This window comes from Streptomyces sp. NPDC015144 (genome assembly GCF_043079735.1).
Classification (GTDB): domain Bacteria; phylum Actinomycetota; class Actinomycetes; order Streptomycetales; family Streptomycetaceae; genus Streptomyces.
This window is the reverse complement of record NZ_JBIBUU010000002.1, coordinates 37,963-62,095: the sequence shown is the minus strand read 5'-3', so window position 1 is coordinate 62,095 and position 24,133 is coordinate 37,963. Positions and strand designations below refer to the sequence as shown.

The 24,133-nt window shown below is 69.9% G+C and carries 22 protein-coding genes; 8 read left to right on the top strand and 14 right to left on the bottom strand.

Translation table 11 applies throughout. The features are described 5' to 3' along the window. Positions 1–14: 14 nt before the first annotated feature. Positions 15–908, bottom strand: coding sequence for an alpha/beta hydrolase (locus ACF08W_RS04300; RefSeq protein ID WP_392278374.1), 894 nt, complete (start codon positions 906–908; stop codon positions 15–17). 258 nt (positions 909–1,166) lie between these two features. Here ACF08W_RS04300 and ACF08W_RS04295 point away from each other — a divergent pair, with 258 nt between their 5' ends. The 5 genes from ACF08W_RS04295 to ACF08W_RS04275 all read left to right on the top strand — a co-directional run bounded on the left by ACF08W_RS04295 (position 1,167) and on the right by ACF08W_RS04275 (position 6,535). Continuing rightward, a complete protein-coding gene (locus ACF08W_RS04295; RefSeq protein WP_385215480.1) occupies positions 1,167–1,991 on the top strand; it encodes a winged-helix domain-containing protein in 825 nt (274 codons plus the stop codon). A 24-nt stretch (positions 1,992–2,015) separates the two neighbouring features. Beyond that, complete coding sequence (locus ACF08W_RS04290) at positions 2,016–3,059, top strand: LacI family DNA-binding transcriptional regulator (RefSeq protein WP_352278947.1); 1,044 nt, start codon at positions 2,016–2,018, stop codon at positions 3,057–3,059. Between the two features lie 100 nt (positions 3,060–3,159). Then, positions 3,160–4,266 carry a S1C family serine protease gene (locus ACF08W_RS04285; RefSeq protein ID WP_392278373.1) on the top strand — a complete coding sequence of 369 codons (1,107 nt, stop codon included), beginning with the start codon at positions 3,160–3,162 and terminating at the stop codon, positions 4,264–4,266. 110 nt (positions 4,267–4,376) lie between these two features. Beyond that, the gene (locus tag ACF08W_RS04280) at positions 4,377–5,108 is read left to right on the top strand and encodes a response regulator transcription factor (protein WP_392278372.1); all 732 of its coding nucleotides are present in this window, start codon (positions 4,377–4,379) and stop codon (positions 5,106–5,108) included. Then, positions 5,105–6,535, top strand: coding sequence for a HAMP domain-containing sensor histidine kinase (locus tag ACF08W_RS04275; protein ID WP_352278943.1), 1,431 nt, complete (start codon positions 5,105–5,107; stop codon positions 6,533–6,535). Before ACF08W_RS04280 ends, ACF08W_RS04275 begins: the two co-directional genes overlap by 4 nt. A gap of 586 nt (positions 6,536–7,121) precedes the next feature. Here ACF08W_RS04275 and ACF08W_RS04270 read toward each other — a convergent pair. From ACF08W_RS04270 to ACF08W_RS04255, 4 genes are all read right to left on the bottom strand, one after another. After that, positions 7,122–7,568 (bottom strand): helix-turn-helix domain-containing protein, encoded by a 447-nt coding sequence (locus ACF08W_RS04270; protein WP_385215468.1) that lies wholly within the window; start codon positions 7,566–7,568, stop codon positions 7,122–7,124. Between the two features lie 80 nt (positions 7,569–7,648). Further along, a complete protein-coding gene (locus tag ACF08W_RS04265; protein WP_392278371.1) occupies positions 7,649–9,025 on the bottom strand; it encodes a PQQ-binding-like beta-propeller repeat protein in 1,377 nt (458 codons plus the stop codon). 93 nt (positions 9,026–9,118) lie between these two features. Continuing rightward, positions 9,119–9,628, bottom strand: coding sequence for a DinB family protein (locus ACF08W_RS04260; protein ID WP_392278370.1), 510 nt, complete (start codon positions 9,626–9,628; stop codon positions 9,119–9,121). Positions 9,629–9,737: 109 nt separating this feature from the next. After that, positions 9,738–10,328 carry a TetR/AcrR family transcriptional regulator gene (locus ACF08W_RS04255; RefSeq protein ID WP_385215459.1) on the bottom strand — a complete coding sequence of 197 codons (591 nt, stop codon included), beginning with the start codon at positions 10,326–10,328 and terminating at the stop codon, positions 9,738–9,740. Positions 10,329–10,567: 239 nt separating this feature from the next. Between ACF08W_RS04255 and ACF08W_RS04250 the strand changes: the two genes are divergently transcribed. After that, the gene (locus tag ACF08W_RS04250) at positions 10,568–12,517 is read left to right on the top strand and encodes a serine/threonine-protein kinase (RefSeq protein WP_392278369.1); all 1,950 of its coding nucleotides are present in this window, start codon (positions 10,568–10,570) and stop codon (positions 12,515–12,517) included. A 17-nt stretch (positions 12,518–12,534) separates the two neighbouring features. Here the strand turns inward: ACF08W_RS04250 and ACF08W_RS04245 are convergent, their stop codons facing one another. Continuing rightward, positions 12,535–13,446 (bottom strand): phosphatidylinositol-specific phospholipase C, encoded by a 912-nt coding sequence (locus tag ACF08W_RS04245; RefSeq protein ID WP_392278368.1) that lies wholly within the window; start codon positions 13,444–13,446, stop codon positions 12,535–12,537. Here ACF08W_RS04245 and ACF08W_RS04240 point away from each other — a divergent pair. Further along, on the top strand, positions 13,445–14,083 hold the full coding sequence (locus ACF08W_RS04240) for a hypothetical protein (protein WP_392278367.1): 639 nt from the start codon (positions 13,445–13,447) through the stop codon (positions 14,081–14,083). The two genes, ACF08W_RS04245 and ACF08W_RS04240, sit on opposite strands and share 2 nt — an antisense overlap. 306 nt (positions 14,084–14,389) lie before the next feature. Here ACF08W_RS04240 and ACF08W_RS04235 read toward each other — a convergent pair whose 3' ends face one another. The 7 genes from ACF08W_RS04235 to ACF08W_RS04205 form a co-directional block, all read right to left on the bottom strand. After that, complete coding sequence (locus ACF08W_RS04235) at positions 14,390–14,968, bottom strand: RDD family protein (RefSeq protein ID WP_392278636.1); 579 nt, start codon at positions 14,966–14,968, stop codon at positions 14,390–14,392. Between the two features lie 526 nt (positions 14,969–15,494). Next, positions 15,495–16,178, bottom strand: a complete 684-nt coding sequence (locus ACF08W_RS04230) for a hypothetical protein (protein WP_392278366.1) — start codon at positions 16,176–16,178, stop codon at positions 15,495–15,497. 314 nt (positions 16,179–16,492) lie between these two features. Next, a complete protein-coding gene (locus tag ACF08W_RS04225) occupies positions 16,493–18,871 on the bottom strand; it encodes a hypothetical protein (RefSeq protein WP_392278365.1) in 2,379 nt (792 codons plus the stop codon). Continuing rightward, positions 18,868–19,293, bottom strand: coding sequence for a DUF6507 family protein (locus ACF08W_RS04220; RefSeq protein ID WP_392278364.1), 426 nt, complete (start codon positions 19,291–19,293; stop codon positions 18,868–18,870). Before ACF08W_RS04220 ends, ACF08W_RS04225 begins: the two co-directional genes overlap by 4 nt. A gap of 203 nt (positions 19,294–19,496) precedes the next feature. Further along, on the bottom strand, positions 19,497–19,856 hold the full coding sequence (locus tag ACF08W_RS04215) for a hypothetical protein (protein WP_392278363.1): 360 nt from the start codon (positions 19,854–19,856) through the stop codon (positions 19,497–19,499). Between the two features lie 331 nt (positions 19,857–20,187). Continuing rightward, positions 20,188–20,382: a DUF397 domain-containing protein gene (locus ACF08W_RS04210; RefSeq protein WP_352278921.1), complete on the bottom strand. Its 195-nt coding sequence runs from the start codon at positions 20,380–20,382 to the stop codon at positions 20,188–20,190. Positions 20,383–20,395: 13 nt separating this feature from the next. Beyond that, a complete protein-coding gene (locus ACF08W_RS04205; RefSeq protein ID WP_385215434.1) occupies positions 20,396–21,247 on the bottom strand; it encodes a helix-turn-helix domain-containing protein in 852 nt (283 codons plus the stop codon). A 247-nt stretch (positions 21,248–21,494) separates the two neighbouring features. Between ACF08W_RS04205 and ACF08W_RS04200 the strand changes: the two genes are divergently transcribed. Then, the gene (locus tag ACF08W_RS04200; RefSeq protein ID WP_385215430.1) at positions 21,495–21,971 is read left to right on the top strand and encodes an ATP-binding protein; all 477 of its coding nucleotides are present in this window, start codon (positions 21,495–21,497) and stop codon (positions 21,969–21,971) included. A gap of 138 nt (positions 21,972–22,109) precedes the next feature. Here the strand turns inward: ACF08W_RS04200 and ACF08W_RS04195 are convergent, their stop codons facing one another. Beyond that, on the bottom strand, positions 22,110–23,963 hold the full coding sequence (locus ACF08W_RS04195; protein WP_392278362.1) for a bifunctional metallophosphatase/5'-nucleotidase: 1,854 nt from the start codon (positions 23,961–23,963) through the stop codon (positions 22,110–22,112). Positions 23,964–24,133 lie beyond the last annotated feature (170 nt).

The window sequence follows — 24,133 nt, the reverse complement described above, 5'->3', positions numbered from 1 at the left end:
CTGTCCATCATGGGTCACGCCGTGACCGCCCAGTCGGCGATCCGGGTGAGCAGGTTCTCGTCCGCGGCGTTCTCGGCGTGGCCCATGCCGGGTTCCAGCCACAGTTCGGCGGCCTCGCCCGCCGCGGCGGCCAGCGAGCGCGGGTGGTCCAGCGGGAAGTACGCGTCGCGGTCGCCGTGCACGATCAGCAGCGGCGCCGGGGCGATCAGCCGGGCGGCCTCGACCGGGGGCATCGGCACCGGGTCCCACGGCCCCCGGGCTATCCGGGTGCGCAGGCCGTACCGGCCGGCCAGCCGGCCCGTCGGGCGGGTGACCAGCCAGTGCACCCGGCGCATCGGCGCCGTACCCCGGTAGAACCAGCGCGCCGGGGCGCTCACCGCCACCACCGCGTCCGCGGCCTCCGCCGGCCGCCCCGCGTAGAGCGCGCCGTGGCGCAGCACCACCGAGCCGCCCATCGAGAAGCCCACCGTCACCACCCGGCGGTGCCCGAGCGACCGGCTCCACGCCACCGCCGCCGCCAGGTCCCGCACCTCGCGGTCGCCGACCGTGGACCGCCCGCCGGACCGGCCGTGCCCCCGGAACGAGAAGGTCACCACGGCCGCCGCCCGCCCCGCCAAGACCCCGGCCGCCCGCCGCACCGCGGGCCGGTCCACCGATCCGGTGAACCCGTGCGCGACCACGATCACAGTCCCGGCGCCCGCCCCGTCCACGCCGTCCGCAGTACCGTCGAAGGATGCCCCCGGCTCGTACATCGCCTCGATCCGCACCCCGTCGTCGGTGCGCAGAACCGTCCGCAGAGCGGCCCTCGGCGCCGTACGCGCGGTGGCGCCCGGGGCCGTACGGGGGAGAGCGGGCGTGATCGAGGGAACAGAAGAACGCTCGATCGACCCCTCGGACACAGAAGTCATGTGGGCTATTGTGCTGGGAAGAGGATCCGGGCAAAGCAGCCCCCGGGTCCTTTTGTGCGTTCCGGACGTTGTTACGGCGACGTTTCCACAAACTCAGCACCCATCGGAACCCGCACGACGAACCGTACGAAGAAGTGCCGCATACTCCCCCGGGTCCGGCCCGGGAGTGCCCCTCTCGCAGGGAACGAGGAGGACCGACGTCATGGGCGAGCGAACCGCACACCATCATCGACCGACGCCCCGGGCAGGTGGGCGTCGATGAGTTCACTGCTGCTTCTCACCAACGCGCTCCAACCGTCGACGGAGGTGCTCCCCGCGCTCGGCCTGCTGCTGCACAGCGTGCGGGTGGCGCCCGCCGAGGGCCCCGCGCTCGTCGACACCCCCGGTGCCGACGTCATCCTGATCGACGGCCGCCGCGACCTCCCCCAGGTGCGTTCGCTCTGCCAGTTGCTGCGGTCCACCGGGCCGGGCTGCCCGCTGGTCCTCGTGGTGACGGAGGGCGGGCTCGCCGCCGTCACCGCCGACTGGGGCATCGACGACGTGCTGCTGGACACGGCGGGACCGGCCGAGGTCGAGGCCCGGCTGCGGCTGGCCACCGGGCGGCAGCAGCTCGCCTCCGACGACTCCCCGATGGAGATCCGCAACGGGGACCTCTCGGTCGACGAGGCCACGTACAGCGCGAAGCTGAAGGGGCGGGTCCTGGACCTGACCTTCAAGGAGTTCGAACTGCTCAAGTACCTGGCGCAGCACCCGGGCCGGGTCTTCACCCGCGCGCAACTGCTCCAGGAGGTCTGGGGCTACGACTACTTCGGCGGCACGCGCACCGTCGACGTCCATGTCCGGCGGCTGCGGGCCAAGCTCGGCCCGGAGCACGAGTCGCTGATCGGGACGGTCCGCAACGTGGGCTACCGCTTCGTGGTGCCCGAGAAGGCGGAGCGCACCGCCGAGGAGGCCAAGGGCAGGGGCCGGACCGCCCCGGCCGGGGACTCCGGGGCGGCGACCCGTTCGGAGGTGGCCCGTTCGGAGCAGCCGGTCGGTGCCGGGGCGCGGGAAGAAGCCCCGGTCCGCCCTGCCGGACGGTAGGTATATCCGCGTAGACTGCCGCGCGTGGCCAAGGTGACGCGGGACGATGTGGCGAGACTGGCGGGGACGTCGACCGCGGTCGTCAGCTACGTCATCAACAACGGACCGAGGCCGGTCGCCCCGGCCACGCGCGAGCGGGTGCTCGCCGCCATCAAGGAGCTGGGTTACCGGCCGGACCGGGTCGCCCAGGCGATGGCCTCGCGGCGCACCGACCTCATAGGGATGATCGTGCCGGACGCCCGGCAGCCGTTCTTCGCGGAGATGGCGCACGCGGTCGAACAGGCCGCCGCCGAGCGCGGGAAGATGGTGCTGGTCGGCAACTCCGACTACCGCGACGAACGCGAGGTCCACTATCTGCGGGCCTTCCTCGGCATGCGGGTCTCCGGCCTGATCCTGGTCAGCCAGGGCCCCAGCGAGCGGGCCGCGGCCGAGATCGAGGCGTGGGACGCGCGGGTGGTGCTGCTGCACGAGCGGCCGGAGGCGATCGAGGACGTCGCGGTCGTCACCGACGACGTGGGCGGCGCCCAGCTCGCCACCCGTCATCTGCTGGAGCACGGCAACGCGTACGTGGCGTGCTTCGGCGGCGTGGAGTCCACCCCGGCGGTCGGCGACCCGGTCGCCGACCACGTCGAGGGCTGGCGCCGGGCGATGCAGGAGTCCGGGCGGTCGACGGAGGGCCGGCTCTTCCAGGCCCCGTACAACCGCTACGACGCCTACAAGGTGGCGCTGGAGCTGCTCGCCGGGCCGGACCGGCCGCCGGCCATCTTCTGCTCCACGGACGACCAGGCCATCGGCGTGCTGCGGGCCGCCCGCGAGCTGCGGATCGACGTGCCGGGGGAGCTCGCGGTGGCGGGCTTCGACGACGTGAAGGAAGCCGGGCTGACCGATCCGCCGCTGACCACGGTCTCCTCGGACCGCCCGGCGATGGCGCGGGCCGCGGTGGACCTGGTGCTCGACGACTCGCTGCGGGTGTCGGGGTCGCGCCGGGAGCGGCTGAAGCAGTTCCCGTCCGCGCTGGTGGTACGGCGCTCCTGCGGCTGCGGGGAACCGGCCCTGGGCCCGCGGTAGGCCCCGGCGGCCCGTTCCTTATATCGGGCATACGCGGTTCTGCCGGGCTTCTCAGGGCGGACTCAGGCTCCTCTCATCTTCGGCGGACACGCTCGTAGTCATGACAGAGAGCCAGCGCCCGAGCGGCGAGTACCCGATGTACCCCTCGTACGGCAACGGCGACGCGGCCTACCCGCCGCCGCCGTCATACCCGCCCGTGGAGCCCTCCGCGCAGCCGCAGACACAGACGCACCCGCAGACCCCGCAGTCCGAGCAGGCCGCGTGGCCCCCGCCCGGACCGGCCGCGCCCCGGCACCGCGAGCGGGCCAGGCGCCCGGTGGCCCTCCTCGCGGCGGTGGCCATCGCGGCGGGGGTCGTCGGCGGCGGCACCGCCGTCCTCGTCGGCGAGCTCACCGGCCGCGGCGGCGACACCGTCTCCGCCGCCGGTGTCGTCCCCGGCACCACCGTCTCGCAGAGCAGCAAGGGCACCGTCGCCGGTGTCGCCAAGGCCGTCTCCCCGATGATCGTCGAGATCAACGCGACGTCGACGGCGGGCGAGTCCACCGGCTCCGGCGTGGTCATCACCTCCGACGGCGAGATCGTCACCAACAACCACGTCATCTCCGGCGCCTCGTCGGTCAAGGTGCAGCTCAGCACCGGCCGCACGTACACCGCGAAGGTCGTCGGCACCGACCCCGCCAAGGACCTCGCCCTGATCAAGCTCCAGGGCGCGAGCGGGCTCAAGACGGCCACGCTGGGCGACTCCTCGGCGGTCGCGGTCGGCGACCAGGTCGTCGCGATCGGCTCCCCCGAGGGCCTCACCGGCACCGTCACCAGCGGCATCGTCTCCGCCCTCGACCGCGATGTCACCGTCGCCAAGGAGGACGGCAGCGGCCAGAACCAGGGGCAGGGCCAGGGCCAGGGCGGGCTCGGCGGCGGGCAGTGGCCGTTCGAGTTCGGCGGCCGCCAGTTCAACGGCGACACCGGCGAGTCGACCACCACGTACAAGGCCATCCAGACCGACGCCTCGCTCAACCCCGGCAACTCCGGCGGCGCCCTCATCAACATGAACGGCGAGATCATCGGCATCAACTCCGCGATGTACTCGGCGAGTTCGTCCGGCGGCTCGGACAGTTCGAGCGCCGGCAGCGTGGGGCTCGGCTTCGCCATCCCGGTGAACACTCTCAAGGCCGACCTGGCCTCCCTGCGCTCCGGCGGCAGCTCCTGAGGGCCCGGCCGTGCGGGGCCCGGCCCCCGGGCGTGCAAGGCTGAGATCCGGAAGGCACCGCCGTACGCCAACGAGAGAACCGGACCGACCGGGGAAGAGGACCACGACCGATGAGCCCCGCCGAGGACGCCCCGCAGCGCATCCTGATCGTCGACGACGAACCCGCCGTGCGCGAGGCCCTGCAACGCAGCCTCGCGTTCGAGGGCTACGGAACCGAGGTCGCCGTCGACGGTCTCGACGCGCTGGCCAGGGCCGAGGCCTACGCCCCCGACCTCATCGTCCTCGACATCCAGATGCCCCGGATGGACGGCCTGACCGCCGCCCGCCGGCTCCGCTCCGCCGGCACCACCACCCCCATCCTGATGCTGACCGCGCGCGACACCGTCGGCGACCGGGTCACCGGCCTCGACGCGGGCGCCGACGACTACCTGGTCAAGCCCTTCGAGCTGGACGAGCTCTTCGCCCGGATCCGCGCCCTGCTGCGCCGCAGCTCGTACGCGGCCCCGGCGGGCACCACCGCCTCCGACCCCGACGAGCTGGCCTTCGCCGACCTCCGGATGAACCTGGCCACCCGCGAGGTCACCCGGGGCGACCGCCGCGTCGAGCTGACCCGTACCGAGTTCACCCTGCTGGAGATGTTCCTGGCCCACCCGCGCCAGGTCCTCACCCGCGAGCAGATCCTCAAGGCCGTCTGGGGCTTCGACTTCGAGCCCAGCTCCAACTCCCTGGACGTGTACGTGATGTATCTGCGCCGCAAGACGGAGGCGGGCGGCGAGCCGCGCCTCGTGCACACCGTGCGCGGGGTCGGCTACGCGCTCCGCGCCGGTGGCGGTGACGGATGACCGGCTCCCTGTCCCGTTTCCGGGCCCTGCCGCTCCGCTCCCGGCTGGCCCTGCTGGTGGCGAGCGCGGTCGCGGCGGCGGTCGCGGCGGTGGCGGTGGCCTGCTGGTTCGTCACCCGGGAGCAGCTGGAGAACCAGCTGGACACCTCGCTGCGGAACGTCTCGGCCAGCGACGACACCGTACGGAGCCTGTTCGCCGCCTGCACCCACCCCGACCAGGCCGCTCCCCCGCCGTTCAAGGGGTCGTACATCGTGCAGCTGGTCACCGCGGCCGGCAGCACCTGCACCTCGGCCGGGGCCTCCCCGATCGAGGTGACGGCCGCGGACACCGCCGTAGCAGCCGGGGAACAGCCCGAGGCCCTGCACACCGCCACCACCAGGAACGGCGGCAAGGTACGGGTGCACACCTACCCGTACGAGACCCGCACCCCGCTCCCCGGGCTGGTCACGGGCGGTCTCGCGGTCTCGGTGGCCCGCCCGCTGAGCGAGATCGACGACCCGCTCTCCTCGCTCGCCTGGATGCTCCTGGTCGTCTCCGGCATCGGTGTCGTCGGTGCCGGGGCGGCCGGGCTCTGGGTGGCCCGCACCGGCCTGCGCCCGGTCGACCGGCTCACCGGCGCCGTCGAGCACGTCGCCCGCACCGAGGACCTCACCGTCCGCATCCCGGTCGACGGCGAGGACGAGATCGCCCGGCTCTCCCGCTCCTTCAACTCGATGACCGCCTCCCTGGCCAGCTCCCGCGACCGCCAGGCCCAGCTCATCGCCGACGCGGGCCACGAGCTGCGCACCCCGCTGACCTCGCTGCGCACCAACATCGAGCTCCTCGCCCGCAGCGACGACACCGGCCGGGCCATCCCGCCCGACGACCGCAAAGCCCTGATGACCTCGGTGAAGGCGCAGATGACCGAGCTGGCCTCGCTCATCGGCGACCTCCAGGAACTGGCCCGCCCCGACGCCCCGGCCCCCGGCCCGCTCCAGGTCGTCGCGCTGCACGACATCGCGGACACCGCCCTGGAACGCGCCCGGCTGCGCGGCCCGGAACTGACGCTCCGGGCCGACCTGGCCCCCTGGTACGTACGGGGCGAGCCCGCCGCGCTGGAGCGGGCGGTGGTCAACGTCCTGGACAACGCGGTGAAGTTCAGCCCGCCCCGGGGCACCGTCGAGATCGCCCTGCGCAACGGCGAACTGACCGTACGGGACCAGGGCCCCGGCATCCCCGCCGACGAACTCCCGCACGTCTTCGAACGCTTCTGGCGCTCCCCGTCCGCCCGCCAGCTCCCCGGCTCGGGCCTGGGCCTGTCGATCGTCGCCCGCACGGTCCAGCAGGCCGGCGGCGAGATCACCCTCCGCCCGGCCCCGGACGGCGGCCCCGGCACCCTCGCCACGATCCGCCTCCCGGGGGCCCCGACACCCCCACCGGGTCTGTGAGGCGGGCCGCTCGGAGGCGGCGGCGGAACTCCGCGGCGAACTGCGGAACGCCGCCCGCGCCCAACCGGTCCAGGCGCCCGTGCAGATCCCGGGGCTCGCGCCGGTAGGAGCCCGACTGCACCCGCAGCACGGCAGTCACCTCCGCAGGGGCGAGGTCCAGCATGTCCAGCAGGAAGTCGTCCGGGCAGAGCACCTCAATCTCGTACGGGGCCGAGGCCTCGGCCGGAAAGTCCTTGAGGTTCAACGTGACCACGGCATGCGCCTGCCCTCGCACCGCGGCCGCCAAGACGTGTCGGTCCTTGGGGTCGTTCGCCATCGCGGGGACGAGCGCCGCGTAACCCGACACGAGGCTGTCGGGAAACGCGCCCGCCATCGCCTCGACGAGTCCCCTTGGCCTTCAGCGCTCCGATCCGTTCGCCCACGTTCCTGGTCAGCTCGTCCAGGATGTCGGTCGACCAGAGCGGCTCGTACAGCTCGGCCTCGGCAAGGCGGAGCAACGTGTCCCTGAGGTAGTTCGGGAAGAGAACACAGGTGTCCAGGACGACGCGCTGCACATCACTCCAGGCGGCTCGGTTGCTTCAGCTGATCAGTTGTCGTAGAGGCCGGCTTCCTCGGTCAGACCGACCAACTCGTCCAGTCCTCGGCGACGCCGTGAGCGCCTCTTCTCCTTGTAGTCGAGAACGTCCGCCAGGAGCACCCTGCGGTGCCGCCCCGGCCTCGAAAACGGAATGCCGCCCTCGTCGAGGATCTTGACAAACGTCGGTCGGCTGACTCCCAGCAAGTCGGCGGCCTCCTGCGTCGTCAGCGTGGTGTTCACTGGCGCGACCGTCACGGCCTTGCCCTCCGCCAAGGCCCGCACCACCACCTTCAGCGCTTCGTAGACCTCCGGGGGCAGGGTCCGGGTCGTCCCGTCGGGACCGCGCAGCAGGGCGGGCTCCGCGGCTTGCGGGGTCCGGTCCAGGAAGGCCCGGAATTCGGCCACCTCCGCGCGGTGCTCGGGCAACAAGGTCCGGTCTTCGACGGAGCTGTGCATGGCTCTTTCTCCTTCGTAGATGACCCCAGCATCACACAATTCGAAAGAAACGCAAGCGCGGGTCCAGGAGCGCCCGCCCGTCACCAGCGGTCGTAGACGCTGAAGGGGCGCGCGCCGTCGTAGCCGCGGACCACGATCAGCAGATCGCCGTGGGTGAGCAGGGCGCGGAGTGGGTTGCCGTAGTCCGCGACCTGGTCGCGGAAGGTGCGGTCGTCCTTCTCGTCGCCGGTGGCCGCGTCGTGGACGTACAGCGTGTCGCCGTGTTCCCAGTCGGTCCGGACGGTCGTCACCCTGCCGTCCGTCACATCCAGCGCCTCGACGTTGCCGGGGCCGTCCCCCACGTCCCTGCGCCACAGCTCGTCACCGCTCGCCAGGTCGAAGGCGACGAGCCGTTCCCGGGCGCCGCCCGGCCCGTTCCGGTACGAGGTGATCGTGAGGAGCCGCCCGTGGTCGACTGCGGTGCGGACGATCCTGCCGCGGTCGCCGACGACGGGGATCGAGCCACGGGGGCGGCCGTCCGGGGAGAAGGAGAGGACGGCCTCGCCGCCGGCCCGCACCGTGGGCGGGTCGGCGGACACGACGGAGAGACCGGCGCCCCGGTCCGCCCCGCGCCGGGTGTCCAGCGGCACCGTCCACCGCACCTCGCCGTCGGCCGGGCCGAACGCGGTGAGCACGGCTCCGTCCGCGCAGTCCATGGCCGCCACCAGCCGCTGCGCGGAGAGGCCGAGGTCGCCGAGGGCGCAGCCCTTCGGCAGCGCGGCCGTCCAGCGGGCGGCGCCGGTCCTCAGGTCGACGGCGCGCAGACGGCCACCGTCGTGGCGAGCAACGCGGGAGGCGTCACGGACGGTGTCGCGGGAGGTGTCGCGGGAGGCCTCGCGAGAGTCGAGGAACACGCCGAGTCCGTGGCCGACGCCGACGACCGCTCCGCCGCCCGTCCGCTCTCCGGCGGTGCGCCACAGCTCGCGGCCGTCGGCGAGGTCGACCGCCACGACGGTGCCGCAGCCCTTGCCGTTGCCCCGCTCCTTCACGGGGCCCGCCGCGCGATGGGCGAGCAGGGTGACCGCGGTCGTGGTGTCGGTGTCGACCGCGCACACCTCGGTCCGGCCCGGAACGGCGTGTTCCCAACGCTTCGCCCCCGACCGGACGTCGTACCCGGTCATGCCGTCGAAGCGGCTGCGGACCACGGTGTCGTCGACGAGCCACACCCCGGCACCGCCCCCGGAGGGCGCGCTGTCGTACGGGGTCTGCCAGGCCGTGACCATGGAGAAAAAGGGCAGATGACCCGAGTTGGCCAGGAAGGTGGTGCCGAAACCGCCGAGGGCGGCGAGCGCGACGCCGAGGGCGATCAGCGGACGGTACGCCGTCCACCGCCGGCCCGCAGCCGCCCCGCCGCCACCTCCGCCCTCACCCCCGCTGCCGTTCCCGGCCCCGTTCTCGTTCCCACGCGCCCCCGCCATACGGATCCCCGCCCCTGGCCCAGATGTACGAAAGATCCACAGCGTAGGTGTTTTCCGGCCATCCCCGCGCGGGTACGGTCCCCCGCCCCCGCCTCAGGCCCCCACGGTCCCGTCGACGCCCTCGCGCAGGAAGTCCGCGTGCCCGTTGTGGCGCCCGTACTCCAGGAGCACGTGCACCATCACCATCCGCAGCGAAACCTCCTCGCCCCACCTCGGCTGGTACCCGACCAGGTCCAGCGAATCGGCCTCCCGCTCGATCCGGCGCGCCGTCGCCACCTCGGCCTCCCAGGCGGCGAACGCCTCCTCCCGCGTCGAGGAGCTCGCGTCGTACGCCGCCTGGAAGTCCATCTCGTCGGACCAGACCAGGGGCACGTCGTTGTCCTCGAACACCCGGCGAAACCACGTCCGTTCCACCTCAGCCATGTGCCGCACCAGCCCGAGCAGCGAGAGCATGGAGGGCGGCATCGACCGCTGCCGCAGTTCCTCGTCGGTGAGCCCCTCGCACTTCATGGCGAGGGTCGCGCGGTGGTAGTCGAGGAAGGCCCGCAGTGTCTCGCGCTCGCTGCCGAGGTGGGGCGGGCCCGTCCGATGGTCGTGGGTCACTGGCGTACTCCTCGTCGTCCGTAAGGGCGTTGATCAGTATCCGCCGCCCCGGGACCGCCGAGGGAGGAGTTACGGGGGCCGGGCCCGACGCGCCCGGCTCGCGCCGCGGCTACCGGCCGACGGAACGCCAGATGCGGTCCGCCATGACCCGCTCGACCTCGGCCAGGTCCACGTCCCCGAGGGAGAGCCAGCGGCGGGCGACCGCCGTGACCGGCCCCAGGATCAGCGATTCCAGCACGGGAAGGGGAAGGTCGACGAGCTCCCCCGAGCTCTGCCGGGCGTGCAGCCAGCCCGCGATCGGGGCCAGCCGGGCCTCCTGCGCGCCCCGTATCCGCCGGGCGTGCGCGTCGATCTCGCGGTCGGCGGCGACGGAGTGCATGAGCCGGGCCGCGCCCGGGTTGAGCTGGACGAAGCGCAGATAGGCCCGCACCAGCGCGTGCACCCCGTCCCGGGCGTCGTCCACCTCCTTCAGGGCCGCGCCCAACTCGTCGAGGAGCCGGCCCAGCCAGGACTGCGCGAGGGCGAGCACCACGCCCTGGAGGCTGCCGAAATGGTGGTAGATGCTTCCCGCGCTGACGCCACTGGCCGAGGTGATCGCGCCGAGCGTGAGACCGGCCTCGCCCCTGGCCTCGTAGAGGTCGAGCGCGCAGTCGAGCACCTGCGCGGCGGTGGCCTCACCGCGTTGCTGCTTGGGGCTCATCGTTGCCGTCCTCGCTCCTGGAACCAGGGCCTCACGTCTCGTCGGCCCCTCCTACGGTGTCCCGGCCGGACAGCCTAGTGAAGTTTCCGAAATTATTTCCGGAAGTAGTTCCAATTACCGCGTTCGGTACCTCAGACTGAACCCCGCTCACCCCAACTGACTTAGGGGCAAGGGCATTTCGGACGGGCCGGCTCGGCCTCGGGGGCCACGGCGCGGGACACACGGGGGAACGCTCGGACATGACCAGCGCGCATCACGACGACCACGGGGGCGGTGGCGGCGGTCTCGACGGCGACATAGAGCCGCTGGCCGCGAACGATCCGGCCCGCATCGGGCCCTATCTGCTGCTGGGCAGGCTCGGCTCGGGCGGCATGGGCCGGGTCTATCTCGCCCGCTCGGAGGGTGGCCGTACGGTCGCGGTCAAGGTGGTGCACGCCGAGCACGTGGCGGACCCGCAGTTCAGAGCCCGTTTCCGGCGCGAGGTCGACGCGGCGAGGCGGGTCGGCACGCGCTACACCGCGCCCGTACTGGACGCGGCCCCCGACGAGGAGTACCCCTGGGTCGCCACCGGATACGTCCCCGGGCTCTCCCTGGAACAGGTCGTACGCGGCCACGGCGCGCTGCCCACCGCGTCGGTGCTCGCCCTCGCCGACGGGCTCCTGCGCGCGCTGAAGGACATCCACGCGGCCCGCATCGTCCACCGCGACCTCAAGCCCTCGAACGTGATGCTCACGGCCGAGGGCCCCCAGGTCATCGACTTCGGCATCGCCCGCGCCGTCGAAACCTCGGTCGAGTCCCTGCTCACCAGTACGGGGATGGTGATCGGCTCACCGGGATTCATGGCCCCGGAGCAGGTCCTCGGGGAGGACGTGGGCCCGAAGAGCGATGTGTTCGCGCTGGGTTGCGTCCTGACCTACGCGGCGACCGGCACGCTCCCGTTCGGCCGCGGGGCGAGCAACCAGCACGCGGTGATGTACCGCATCGTCGAGGGCGCGCCGGACCTCGACCGCGTCCGTGACGCGTCGCTGCGCGCCCTGATCGGCCGGCTGCTGACCAAATCGGTCGACCAACGCCCCTCGGTGGACGAGCTGTTGGCGGACCCGGACCGGCCGCGCCCCGCGTCGGGCGCGGCATCGTGGCTGCCGCCCGAGGTGGTCGGCCACCTCGCGCGGCGGTCCGCGCGGCTGCTGGACGCGGAGGCCGCGCCGGTACGCCGGGAGCAGGTGGACCGGAGCACGGTCGCCCTCCGCCCACCGGCCCCCGAAGCGGAGTCGGCGCCCGGTCCCGATCCGACCGCTCCCGCCGGGGCGTCGGCCGACCCGGAGCCGCCGTCACCGCCCCCCTCCCCGTCACCGTCGCCGTCACCTCGGAAGGCGAAGTCCAAGCGGGAGCGGCGGCGCCGGGCGCTGATCGTGTCCGTCCCCGTGGTCCTGATCCTGGGCGGGGGCGGTGGGACGCTGGCCGTGCTGCAGCCGTTCGGCAGCGACCGGAACGACCACGCGTCCCCGCCCGCCGCCTCCTCCGCCGGCCCGACGGGCACGGCCTCCCCGACAACACCGCCCTCCTCCCCGTCCGCCACCCCGCCCCGGGACCGAAAGAGTCCCCACGCCTCCGACGACAAGAGCGGCAAGGCCCGCGACGGCAAGGACGGACGCGACGGGAACGACGGGGAGAACGGCCGCAACGCGACCGGACAGAGCGGAGGCTCGGGTTCCTCCGGCTCCACCAGCAGCGGGGCACGCAGCGGCGGAACCGGCGCGGGAACCGGCAGCGGATCCGGCGACGGGTCCGGGTCCTCCTCGGGCTCCACCTCCGGCTCGGGCGGCTCCTCCGGGGGTTCCACGGGCGGCTCGGGCGGCTCGGGCGGGGGAAGCTCGGTTCCCTCCTCGTTCGTGGGCACCTGGAAGTACGGCGAGACCTACAACACCGGGCAGCCGGGCACCGTCACCATCTCCCGGACGGGTGTGGTGCGCATGTCCGACTACCCGTACAACAACTGCCCGTACGAGGGAAAGGTGACCTCTACGACGAGCAGCCGCGTCAACGTCGGCGCCCTCCAGCTCGTCGGCGCGAACCCCGGCTACTGCTACCGGTCGCTGGACCCGTCATTCTTCGTCCTCAACCCCGGCGGCATCCGGCACAACGTCGGCCCCGCCAGCGGCGACGGCTACTTCTACAAGCGGGGCTGATCCGGCCGGTCGGCGTCTCAGACCCCCGGGTTGCGCCGGATCAACGACTCGACCAGGCCCGGTCGGGTCGCCGGGAAGTCCAACGGGACGATGCCGAGGCCGGTCCAGCCGGCGGCTTCCGCGCCGTCGAGGAAGGAGTGCACCTGCGGGTTGAGCCGGTCGGCGTTCCAGCGGGGCGGCAGCAGGGCGGCCGTGCTGACGTAGTTCATGAACAGCTTGCCCGGCTGTCCGGCCGCCTTGCGGAACTGGGCTTCGATCTTCGGGTACTTGGCGAACGGCTCCGCCATGTAGTCGTCCTGGATGTCGAAGAGTCCCGGGTCCGCGTACCGAACCCCGGGCAGCCCGCCGTTGTCGGCGAGGAGGACGACCTTGCCGCGCGACTCCCCCAGCGAGGGCAGCGAGGAGCCGATCCGGAACAGCGGGCGCCAGCCCCGGTTGTCGAGGTAGTCGTCGAAGACCGCCCCGAACGCCGCGTCGCTCTCCTCCGAGTACTCCTGCTTGACCCGCATCAGCACGGTCTCGGTGGGATGCGCCGCCAGGAAGTCCCAGCAGGCGCCGAGCACATCGCCGAACATCAGGTTCTGGTACGAGGCCCCGTGGTGGATCGCGAACGACCCGCCGGTGATCCGGCACCGTACGTCGAGGAAGCGGATGCCGCTGTCCAACTGCTCGGCGATCGTGGTGTTCTGGCACTCGGTCCAGGGTCCGCCGTACCGTGCGCCGGAGTCGTGCGACCCGGGGATCGTGAGGGCCCGCAGCGCGGTCGCGTCGGGTATCGCGCCCATCCACCCCTGGGTGGTGAGGGCCTGCCGGTCGTCGGCGCGCGCGGAACCCGCGCCGATCAGCACGGTGGCGGTGGCGGCCAGGGTTCCGGCCAGGAAGTTGCGGCGGGTCGCGGTGTGCGGGGCGTGCGGGCGGTACGGGCTCATGCGGGCGCTCCTCCGTCTGCCGTGGGGTCAGCCGTCAGATTATGACCGGCACACGTCACATCGGGAACAGCGTCAACGGCGGCCCCGGGCGCCCGAAAGGCCTCATTATCCTTACTTACCACCGATCCACCGATCCGTCCGGCGGACGAGCCCGCACGAAGGAGCCGACATCAACGCCACCTCCCGGCACCGCGACACCACCGGGCGGGCCGCCAGAACCCTCGCCCTGACCGGAGCCGCGATCCTGACCCTCGGCGGCTGCGATGCCCTGAACACGGACAAGACTCCGGAGCGCGTCCGGAACGGCACCAACGAACTCGATCTGGAGGTCACCGGCCGCCCGACCCCCGGCAGCCTCTCCGTCACGGAACAGGTCCTGGCCCGCCTCAAGGCCCGGGACGCCGACGGCCTGGCCGCGCTCGCGGCGTCAGTCGGCGACCCCGAGTCCGACGCGAAACGCTGGACGGCCCGATGGAGCGGCCCCGCCCAGCACCCGGCGACGGCCGACTTCTTCCAGGGCGAGCGGGAGAGCACCGTCGACATCCGCTTCACCGACGAACGGTCCACGCTTTCCCTCGTGCTGAGGGACCACGACTACGACGACGCGTACGACGTCGTCCTGAACGACGAGGGCTGACGCTCCGACCACCGCCCCCGGCTGGACCGCAACCGGCCCCCTCACCCCGCTCGCCCCCAGGACCTCCTACGGGCTCTACGGGTGGACCAAGGGCAACTCGGGTTCAGCGGGCCACGTCACCTTCACGCCGGCCAACCTGGAAGGGCTCACGCCGGGAAGGGCCTTCTACCAGCGGTCCACAGGAGTCGGCGCGAGGAAGTGGCCGTCACCATCTCCCCGGCCTGTGGGCGGGAATGACGCGATGGCGCTGCTGTCCGGCTGCCCGGCAAGTGGGGAGTGACCACACCGCCCGTCCGCGTGGGCGCTTCAGGTGTGGCTGACCTTGACGACCACGGTGCGGCACATCTTGTCGGCGAGCGTCTGCCGCTTGCTGTCGAACAGCGGCAGGAACCAGCCGATATAACAGGGCAGGCTGTCCACGATGTGCGCGAGCTTGCGCACGAACGCCATCCCCATGCCGAGCGTGCCACCATCGGCCTCACGACGCAGGCTGATGCCCAGGACCCGCTTCCCGGTCGTCTGCCCGGTCGAACCTTCCCGGTAGAGCTGGAATATCGCCATGACCAGGGTGTAGACGACACCGACCGCGAAGAACGCGCCGGGCTCCGCCGTCGCCGGATCGTCGCTGCGGGCCAGGTCGATGAACCCCATCCCGTACATCGGCCCCAGAATGATCAGCCCGTCAAGCAGATAGGCGCCAACCCGACGCCCCCAATGCGCCAGCGGCGGCACGCCCACCCCGTACCCGCCCTGCGGATACGCCCCGTACGGCGGATACCCGTACGGCGCGTGCCCGGGCATGTTCTGCGGCGCCGGGGCCTGGTATCCGGGCTGGGCAGGTGAATTTTGCGGGTCGTACGGGGTATGCGGGTCGCCGAAACTCAAGGTGCTCTCCATGGAACGGAAACAGGCTGCGCGGGGAAATACAAAGGAAATGGCGGTCATCCTCTCCACGGCCGAGTTCAAGGCCACGGCCTGCGGGCAGGAATGACACGATGGTGCTGTGCTGCCGTCTGGCTGCCCGGGGGTGCGGTCGTTTTTTGATGTGACACCTGCCCCCTCATGTGTCAAATATTTTTGCAATGGGGGTGACCATACCGCCCGCCCGCGTGGGCAGTTCAGCTGTGGCTGACCTTGACGACCACGGTGCGGCACAGCTTGTCGGCGAACGTCTACCGCTTGGTGTCGAACAGCGGCAGGAACCAGCCGATGTAACAAGGCAGGCTGTCCACGATGTGCGCAAGTTCGCGCACGAACGCTACCCCCATGCCGAGCGTGCCACCATCGGCCTCACAAGCAGGCTGATGCCCAGGACCCACTTCCCGGTCGTCTGCCCGGTCCACGGCACCACTGAGCGTTGTCAGTACTGCCCCTCCAGGGCGAGGCATTTCTAAAAACGATCAGTGACCAGTCATGACAGGCGTGACTGCCGAAGTTCCAAGATTTCCCTTGCCTCCAGTGGAGCCTCCTCTACCAGAATTCCCGCTTCAGCAGCTTGTGGCATCTCCCGAAGAACCATCAGCGCGGCCTCAGGCATCATTCCCCGCACATAGGCTTCTTTTAGCCGCTCCAACCAGATGAGTCCGGCTTGGTAGCCCTCAACGTCGGCTTCATCGCGGGGTTCGAAACTCGCCGCACCTTCGCTGTTTGATGCCCAGAGGTAGCCCAGAATTCCGCTGCGACTGCGAGCCGGGAAGTACAGGACGCGACCTGACGCCTCACGCCGATAGCCCTGCTCAAATTCTTGGGTATGCCTGAAGATCCTGTTCCGGTAAGGGATCTCGAACCGCCCCCACGAATCGGACGGCGCACCATCATCATCGAAATGACTTTCTACGCCAGTTTCAGTGGGTTTCCCAAAATAAGTCGGATCTTCTGGCCCCGTATCTGAATCGAGGACCACAGACAGGTCCCTCAGGGCAGAAGCCAACCTGGGTGAATTCTTGGCATACACAGAAGGTTGAGGATTACCTTTGAGGTCATAGGCCATCCACGCATCGGAAAAGGTAGTCAAATCAGTGGTGACGAAATCAAGGAACGCAGAAGTGCCGAGTTGGAACAGGTTTTCCTGGAGGTAATCACCCTCCTCACCCACAAGCATTCCGGCGCACCGGATGGAGGTATCTACCGATCCTATCGACCCTGCGTCGACTCTCGCTTCGATGACACGCGCAAACCTTTGAGCGACCTCATCTCGACCCCCACCTTCCGCAGGGATTTCACCACGAAATAGGTAACCGCCCGACGCACCCGCCTCGGAGACGGAAATTTTAAAGTTGGGCCTCCCACAGGCCAGGCGATGCGCATGAAGAATCGAGTAGGCGTTGAGTGAATCACGGATACACCGAATGATGAGTCCTTCCTCACTGTCACACCCCCAGGTCCAACGGGCTACCGGCGTACTGGTAATCACGACGATCCTTTCGGGAAGAATTTAGCCTCGGGAGGGACGAACAAATTCCCGTCCGGCGAACGAAATATGAACTGGACATCATTTTTGGCGTGCAAGCCATGCAGGCGGCCGAGCTGAGTAGCTATTTCAGCCCTCGACGCCTTGGTCTCCACCAAAAAAATTTTCACGTCCGCATGAGAGTCCGTGAGCTGCCGGATCTTCTTGAATACATTCCTGACAACCTTACCCGGGTCGGCCGGAGATTCCGGACCTGTCATATCTTTCAGTTGCCACCCGTATACGGTTCCGTCCACATCACGTGCCATCACATCGAGATCCGTCTTTCCACCCGTGAAGACACCGGGCTTTATTTCATACCCATCCTGCTTGATCTCAAAAACTATTTTATCAGCCCCTCCAGAATGCAATCTCTCACCGAGGCGCAGTTGCTCAATCCCTCCTGAAATCCCATCAAGCCTACTCAGGCCGGACACTACCTCCCTGTATCCTTCGAAAGCTCCAAGCTTTCCAGACGCAATTATCTCGGATATTTCCTGTCCAGCTGGATTCTTGGACAAGTTGTTCAAGGCCCGTTCAATGTCGTCAGGCTTCACACCGGTGCTGGTCAGCTGGCCACGTACCTGCGCCTCCATTTCACCGCCGAGTTCCAGAGGGCCTGAGTGGTCCTGAGGCCTGTCCCACCCGCCAGGATCGCTGATGTCACGAGCGAATCCATCCGGCCCTCCGCCCCCGACGCCACCTCCACCTCCTCCGGTACCGCTTCCCGCAGGTAGGTCGTGGCTCAAGCTGTGCCTGGTTCCTGGCAGCTCGGTGTGATGGATGGTGGTGTCGAGATGGTTGTGGGGTGGGGTGGGGCTGGTGTTGCCGGGTGAGGTGTGGTCGGGGGTGTGGTGGGCGACTGCGCCGGTGAGGGCGGGTTCGTGGACTTCGGCTGGGGGCTGGGCGTTGAGGTTGCGTTCCTTGGTTGCCTGGTCGGCGCGTTGGAGGAGGGTGCCGTCCTCTTTGTAGAGGTTGCCGTCACGGTCGAAGTAGGCGGCTTCGCCGGCGAACGGGGAACGGACGGCGCCTTCGGGGAGAGCCACCGCACCGTCGGGGAGCTTGATCGTGCCGTTGGGGAGGGCGGTCGCGCCGTCGGGGATCGTGGCGCCCTCGGGGAGGTGCAGGGTGCCGTCCGGGAGGCGGAGGGTGCCCTCGGGGACAGTAATGACGTGGTCCGGGAGAGGCGGGAAGGTGGTGGTCTCCAGGCCCTTCAGCCCGGTCATGACGTCGCTGACCTTCGTGAGTCCGGCACCCGCACCCTTGAAGACGTACGTCATGGGGTCGACGACACGGGCGGTCTTGCCCGCGACGGAGAGGGTCTTGGCCAACGCGCCGGCCTTGCCGGCACCCGCTGCGGAGCCGCCGGTGCCGCCGGTGAAGACGGTGGTCAGGACGTTGAACGTGACCGCCCCCGCCGCACGGGACGGGTTGGAACCCCACTGGTCCCAGGCGATCAGGGCCTTGCCGGTCTCCTTCATCGCGGCGCGTGAGTCGCGTACCCAGGAGGGCAGTTTGTCGTCCGGCGCCGCCCAGAAGATGCCGTTGACGCCAGGAGTGATGGCCAGCGTCACGCCGGTGGCGAGCTTGGCCAGGCCGGTCCATGCCTGCTTCATGGAGTCCCAGCCCTCGGCGCAGACCAGGATGCCGAGACCTTCGAGGGTGCCCCCGACCCCGTCGACGATGAAGCCCTTACCGAAGTCGTAGGCGTGGCGCCACACCTTCCACCACGGCACCGACTCCTCGACCGGTTCGCCCCACGGCAGGCTCGGCGCCTGCTTCAGCGCCTCGGCGTCGTACCCGTACGTCCCCGACCTGCCCGAGCCGTCACCGCTCTTCAGCGGATGCCCGCCGACCAAGGCGACGATCTTCGCGTGGCAGGCCCGCTCCACCTCCTGGAACGCGGCCCACACCTCGGCGATCTCGTTGCGGCGCCGGTTGTTCTCCTCGACTAGGTCGCCGTCCTCGGCCCAGTCGTCGTCCCCGTTCACCTTCACCCGGAAGGCCACCGCGTCCCGTTTCAGCGCCTTCAACTTCTCCACCAGCGGGAACGCGTCGTCCGAGTACGTGCCGAGCGCACCGGCGACCACACACAGGTCCTCGCTCAGCGACAGCCCCTTCGCCGCGACCGGGGCCGTCGTCGCGAAGAGCTGCTCCGCCTCCGGCGCCCGGTAGAAGGCACGCAGTCCGCCGAAGCTGCGATGCACGTCCCCGGCCGCCTCGGCGATCTTCGCCCCGTGCCCCGACAGCTCGGTCACCTTCACGTCGAGCAGAGCCAGATCACCCGTGAAGACGGGTATCCCGATCGGGTCGACCGGCGCCGGCCCTCCGCCGCTCACCGCATCCCCCGCATACGACGCAGCTCGTCCACCCGTACCGCCCTGGCGGCGTTCTGCGCCCGCTCGGCCGCCTCCAGGTCGCCCCGCACGTAGGCGTTCGTCGCGTCCACCGCACCCAGCACCGCGGCCTCGGTCCGCTTCCCCATCGACACGAAGTCCCGCTCACGCACATGCAGAAACTCCGCCAACGCCGCCGCCACCGGGCCCGCCGCCGCGCGCGACAGCGGTGCCTTCCCCGGCACAACCGGCCCCTGGAGCGGTGTGGACGCCTGCGGGCCCGGCACCGCCGTACCCGACGCCGATGCCGCCTCCGACACCGTCTCCAGCAACGCCGTCAGCGCCTTCTGCAGGTCGTCGGCGTGCCCGCCCACCGTCCCCAACTGCCCCTGCACACCCTGTGGACGGATGTCCCAACCCACCACCGCAAGCCCCCCGGAACGTTGCATTCGAACGCTCGCCCCCTGGCTGGACAACCGTTCCCGAGGCCATCCCTATCAAGCCGAACATCGCTGTTGCAATCAGCAAATTGACAATCGGCCAACTACGTCCGAGATCGTGCGCCCACAGGAACTTCGGAGTGCCGAAGCCGAGCCCGAGCCTCCCGGTTCGTTCGCCACTGCGACCTCTACGGCAACGGTTCCTCGGCATCCACGGGGAGGTCGAACCCCGGGCGTACGGTCCACTCGATCCAGGCGTCGCCATGGCTCAGCGAGAGCCCACAGGGTTCGCCGCGATGAAGAGCAGCGAGGGCGCCCACGCATCCGCCGCCCTCGACCCAACTCAGCGCGCGGTGGCGTTCGAACGGCGGCAATCCGACCGCCAAGGCCCGGATGTCCAAGCGGATGACGCGGATCGCCTCGGCGGGGTCGAGCGCCCTGTGCTGGAACACCTCGGCGATCTCGTCGGCCGCCAACGTCCGATAGGTGACCCGTTCGCACCAGAAGACGCGTGTCACGGACGATGCGGGGCGCTGGCGGTCGAGCACGGGCCTCTCCTGGCGCCCATCGAAATCGCCTCGCGCCCGCCGCCGGCGTGACGAGCCGCGAACGCGAGGCGATCCTTTGAAACTCCACCCAACGGGCGCAACACTGAGCGGAGTTGTGTCCCCGGGTGCCGACTCGCCAAGGGCAGGCCAACCAGGAACGCATGCTGAAATTAGCGTTTGATGAGAACCCGTATCAAGCGTTTGGTATCTAACGAGTGAGAGGGAGAGGGCCAACACGGAGGGGCAGACGGTCTCTTCCAAGCCACGCACACACGCTTCGGGCGGCCCCACCTGCGCCGATGAGAGCCGCCCGAAGCATGAACGCTATGAATCAAGCCAGATCGTCGAATTCGCCTTCCTTGACGCCTCCGAGGAAGGCGCGGAGCTTGGCACGGGTGGTGCGGACCACCACGTCAGGGTTGTCGCTCTCGCGCAGCAGAATCTCACCACCGTGCTCCGCCAGCTCCAGGCAGTCATTGCCGTCCGCGTCGGCCGACTTGGACGACTTGCGCCACTGAATATCCATGTTTCTCACGCCTTCACACTTGCTCGGCGACTTCCTTGATGAAGTCTCTGGAACTCTGCGGGTCGAGCGACCGCCCTTCCGTTCGGTCGAGCACCGCTCGAAAAACCCGGAGCCGCGCCTCGGCGTCCACGAATCCGGACCCCATCGGGGTGTCCGTCTGCACGGTGTCGAGCTGCGGCACCGGACCATAGACGTAGTTTGCCGAACTACTGGCGTTCGGAAAGCCACCTGCTGCGAACGGAATCACCCTGACGGTGACGTTGTCGCGTTCCGACTCCTTCAGCAGGTGATCGAGCTGACCACGCACCACCTTGCGGCTGCCGAACCGCATCCGGAGCGCCGCCTCATGGATCAGGAACGTGCAGATGGGCGGGTTCGCCCGATCGAGCACGTCCCGGCGCCTCAGCCTGTGCGAAATCCTGCGCCGGAGCATCGTCGGGGTCGGAGTCGGCATCGCCTCCGCGTAGACGGCCCGCACGTAGTCCTCGGTCTGAAGAAGGCCGGGCATGTGCATGATCTGGACCGATCGAAAACCCGTCGCGTGGTGCTCCAACTCCGCCAGGTCGAGCGCGCTTCCGGAAAGCTCTCCGCGGTAGTCCTCCCACCACCCCTTTATCCGCTCCTCGGCCATGTCGGCGAGTGCATCGACATAGGCCGCGTCCGAGCACTCGTAGTGCCCGGCCCATGTGCGGACTCTCGTACCGCTCACGCCGAACCGCCCCGATTCGGTGTTGCTGATCGTGGTGCGGTCCGTGCCCAGCAGAGTGGCGGCCTCGGTCGGCGTCAGGCCGGCATGCTCACGCATCCTGCGCAGCTCCGCGCCCAGTCGACACTGCCGTGCGGTAGGGGGTTTCCTCGGTGGCATCAACCTCTCCTCTTGTCGAAACCCAGTCTGGCCGCATCCCTCGAAGGGGTCCACTTCTAGCAAGAATGATGGGTTCTGTCACAACAATTGATACGCCCACGCTACCGTTCTCAAAGATCGCGCCGCACGCCGGTAAGCCCGAAGTGCAGCCGTACGCAGGCATGTTCAGCCACGCCCGCGTGCGGCCATCGCCACGGACGACGAGTGACGCACGCACGTTCGCTTCGCATCGCGTTGGGAGAACGACATGACCTCCGTCCACACCACCGCCCATCCTTCGCCGCCGGGTCCGCCGGGTAGCGAGATCTACCGGCTGACCCTGCCCAACACGTCCGGGGCGGCCAAGGTGTCGCGGGACTTCGTGGCGTCGCTGCTGGGCGTCAGCAGATGCGGCGGGCTGGCCGGACTGGTCGACGACGCGCGGCTGTGCGTCACGGAGGTGGTCGCCAACGCGCACCGGCATACGGCCACGGCGCTGATCCAGGTCCATGTCGCCGTAGGGGACGAGCGGGTCACCGTCGCCGTGGCGGACGACGACCACTGGGCCCTGCCCCGGTGCCCCGAGCAGCGCGGCGGGTCATGTCAACCGGAGGGCGGACGCGGGTTGCTGCTGGTGGAGCGGGTGGCGGCCGCGTGGGGGACACGGGTGCTGGGCGAGGGTGTGCCGTACCGGAAGGCGGTGTGGTTCACGCTCGGCGGGGACGGCGGCAGAGTACGGAGCTGAGCCGGGCCGAGTCGAACCGGGGCGAGTCGGGCCGGGACGAGTCGGGCCGTACCCGGCCGGGAACGCCGAACGGGGCGGCGGGCCGGGTTCGGCCGCCGCCCCGTTCGGGTTCGAGCGGTGTTGCTGGGTGGATCAGTCCTACTTGATGACCGTGATGCGGTCGGCCGCCGGCGGGGCCAGCGGGGCGTCGGCCGTGGAGTGGGCCACCAGGTAGTCGTTGAACATGTCCAGGTCGGAGGCGCCGACCAGCTTGTTCGTGCCCTGGCCGAGGGCCGCGAAGCCGTCGCCGCCGCCCGCCAGGAACTCGTTCATCGCGACGCGGTAGGTCTTGGCCGGGTCGATCGCCTCACCGTTCAGCTTGATGGTGTCGGTGACCACGCGGGCCGCGCCGGACTTCGTCATGTCCAGGGTGTAGGTCAGGCCCTTGGAGATCTGGAGGATCTTCGGGCTGGCCTCGTTGGAGCCGCTGACCTGCTGCTGGAGCGCGGCGACCAGCTGGGCGCCGGTCAGGTCGACGACGTTCATCATGTTGGTGAAGGGCTGCACGGTGAAGGACTCCCCGTACGTCACCACCCCGTCGCCCTCGGCGCCGCTCGCCTTGTACACCAGGTCGGCGCGGATGCCGCCCGGGTTCATGAACGCGACGACGGCGCCGCCCTTGTCCGCCGGGGCCAGGCCCTCCAGCTGGGCGTCGGCGATCAGGTCGCCGAGCGGCTTCTCGTAGGCGCTGGAGCCACGGCCGTTGATGTCGGCGGTGATGTAGCCCTGCGGCCGGTTGGAGATCGGGGCCGCGAGGGCGTTCCAGCGCGCGATCAGGGCCGTCATGTCGTTGGCCTTGGGCTGGTCACGGCTGACGATGTGGTTGGCCGACTTCGGGTTCTTGGCACCGGCCGACTTCACCGACGTACGGACGATGTCCTTGGTGCGGCGGTCGTAGGTGAGCGTCGTCTCGGTGTAGAGCTTGCCGAAGGAGGACGCCGAGGTGACCAGGCGCGGGTTGCCCGCCGGGTCCGGGATGCTGCAGACGTACGCCTGGTGGGTGTGGCCGGTGACCAGCGCGTCGACCTTGGGCGTGATGCCCTTGGCGATGGTGGTGATCGGGCCGGAGATGCCGTCGCCCGGGCCGTTGCTGTCGCAGTCGTAGTTGTACGAGGACGAGGCCGGGGCACCGCCCTCGTGGATCAGCGCGACGATGGACTTGACGCCCTGGCGGTCCAGCTCCTTGGCGTACTTGTTGATCGTCTCGATCTCGCTGTGGAACTTCAGGCCCTTGACGCCGTTGGCGGTGACGATGTTCGGGGTGCCCTCCAGGGTCACTCCGATGAAGCCGATCTTGACGCCGTTCTTCTTCCACACGGTGTACGGCTTGAGGATCGGCTTGCCGGTCTTCTCGTCGGTCACGTTGGCGGCGAGGTAGGGGAAGTCCGCGCCCTGGAACTTCTTGCCCTTCTCGTAGCAGCCCTCGACCGGGTGGCAGCCGCCGTTCTGGAGGCGGCCCAGCTCGGTGGCGCCCTCGTCGAACTCGTGGTTGCCGACGCTGGTGACGTCCAGGTCGATCCCGTTGAGCGCCTCGATGGTGGGCTCGTCGTGGAAGAGGCCGGAGAGCAGCGGGCTCGCGCCCACCATGTCGCCGCCCGCAGCGGTGATCGAGTACGGGTGGCCCTTGCGGGCGGTGCGCAGCGAGGAGGCGAGGTACTCGACACCGCCGGCCGGGACGGCCTTGACGGTGCCGTCGGCCTGCGTCTCGTTGACCGTGCCCGCCGAGCCGGCCGGGGGCTCAAGGTTTCCGTGCAGGTCGTTGAAGGACAGCAGCTGCACGTCGACGGTGGGGCCCTGGCCGTGGTTGCCCTGCCGGCCCTGGCTGTTGCCCTTGCCCGGGTTCTCCTGGGCGCCGGCCGGCATCGCGGCGATGAGCGCGCCCACGGTGGCGAGCCCGGCCGCGGCGGTGAGCACCCGCCGGGACGCGCGGTTCTTCTGCGGTGTCGCTGACATCGGTCCCCTTGTGATTCTCAGCGGGAGGTTTTCGATTTATGACAAGTCCGGAGACTTCGTGCGCAGCCTAGGGTCAACGCGCGTAGCGCGACAGGTTTGGCGGGTTACGAACTGGTTGCCATGTGGTGCGGCCGGGGGCCCGCGTCCGGGCAGTGGCCCGTCCCGCCCCT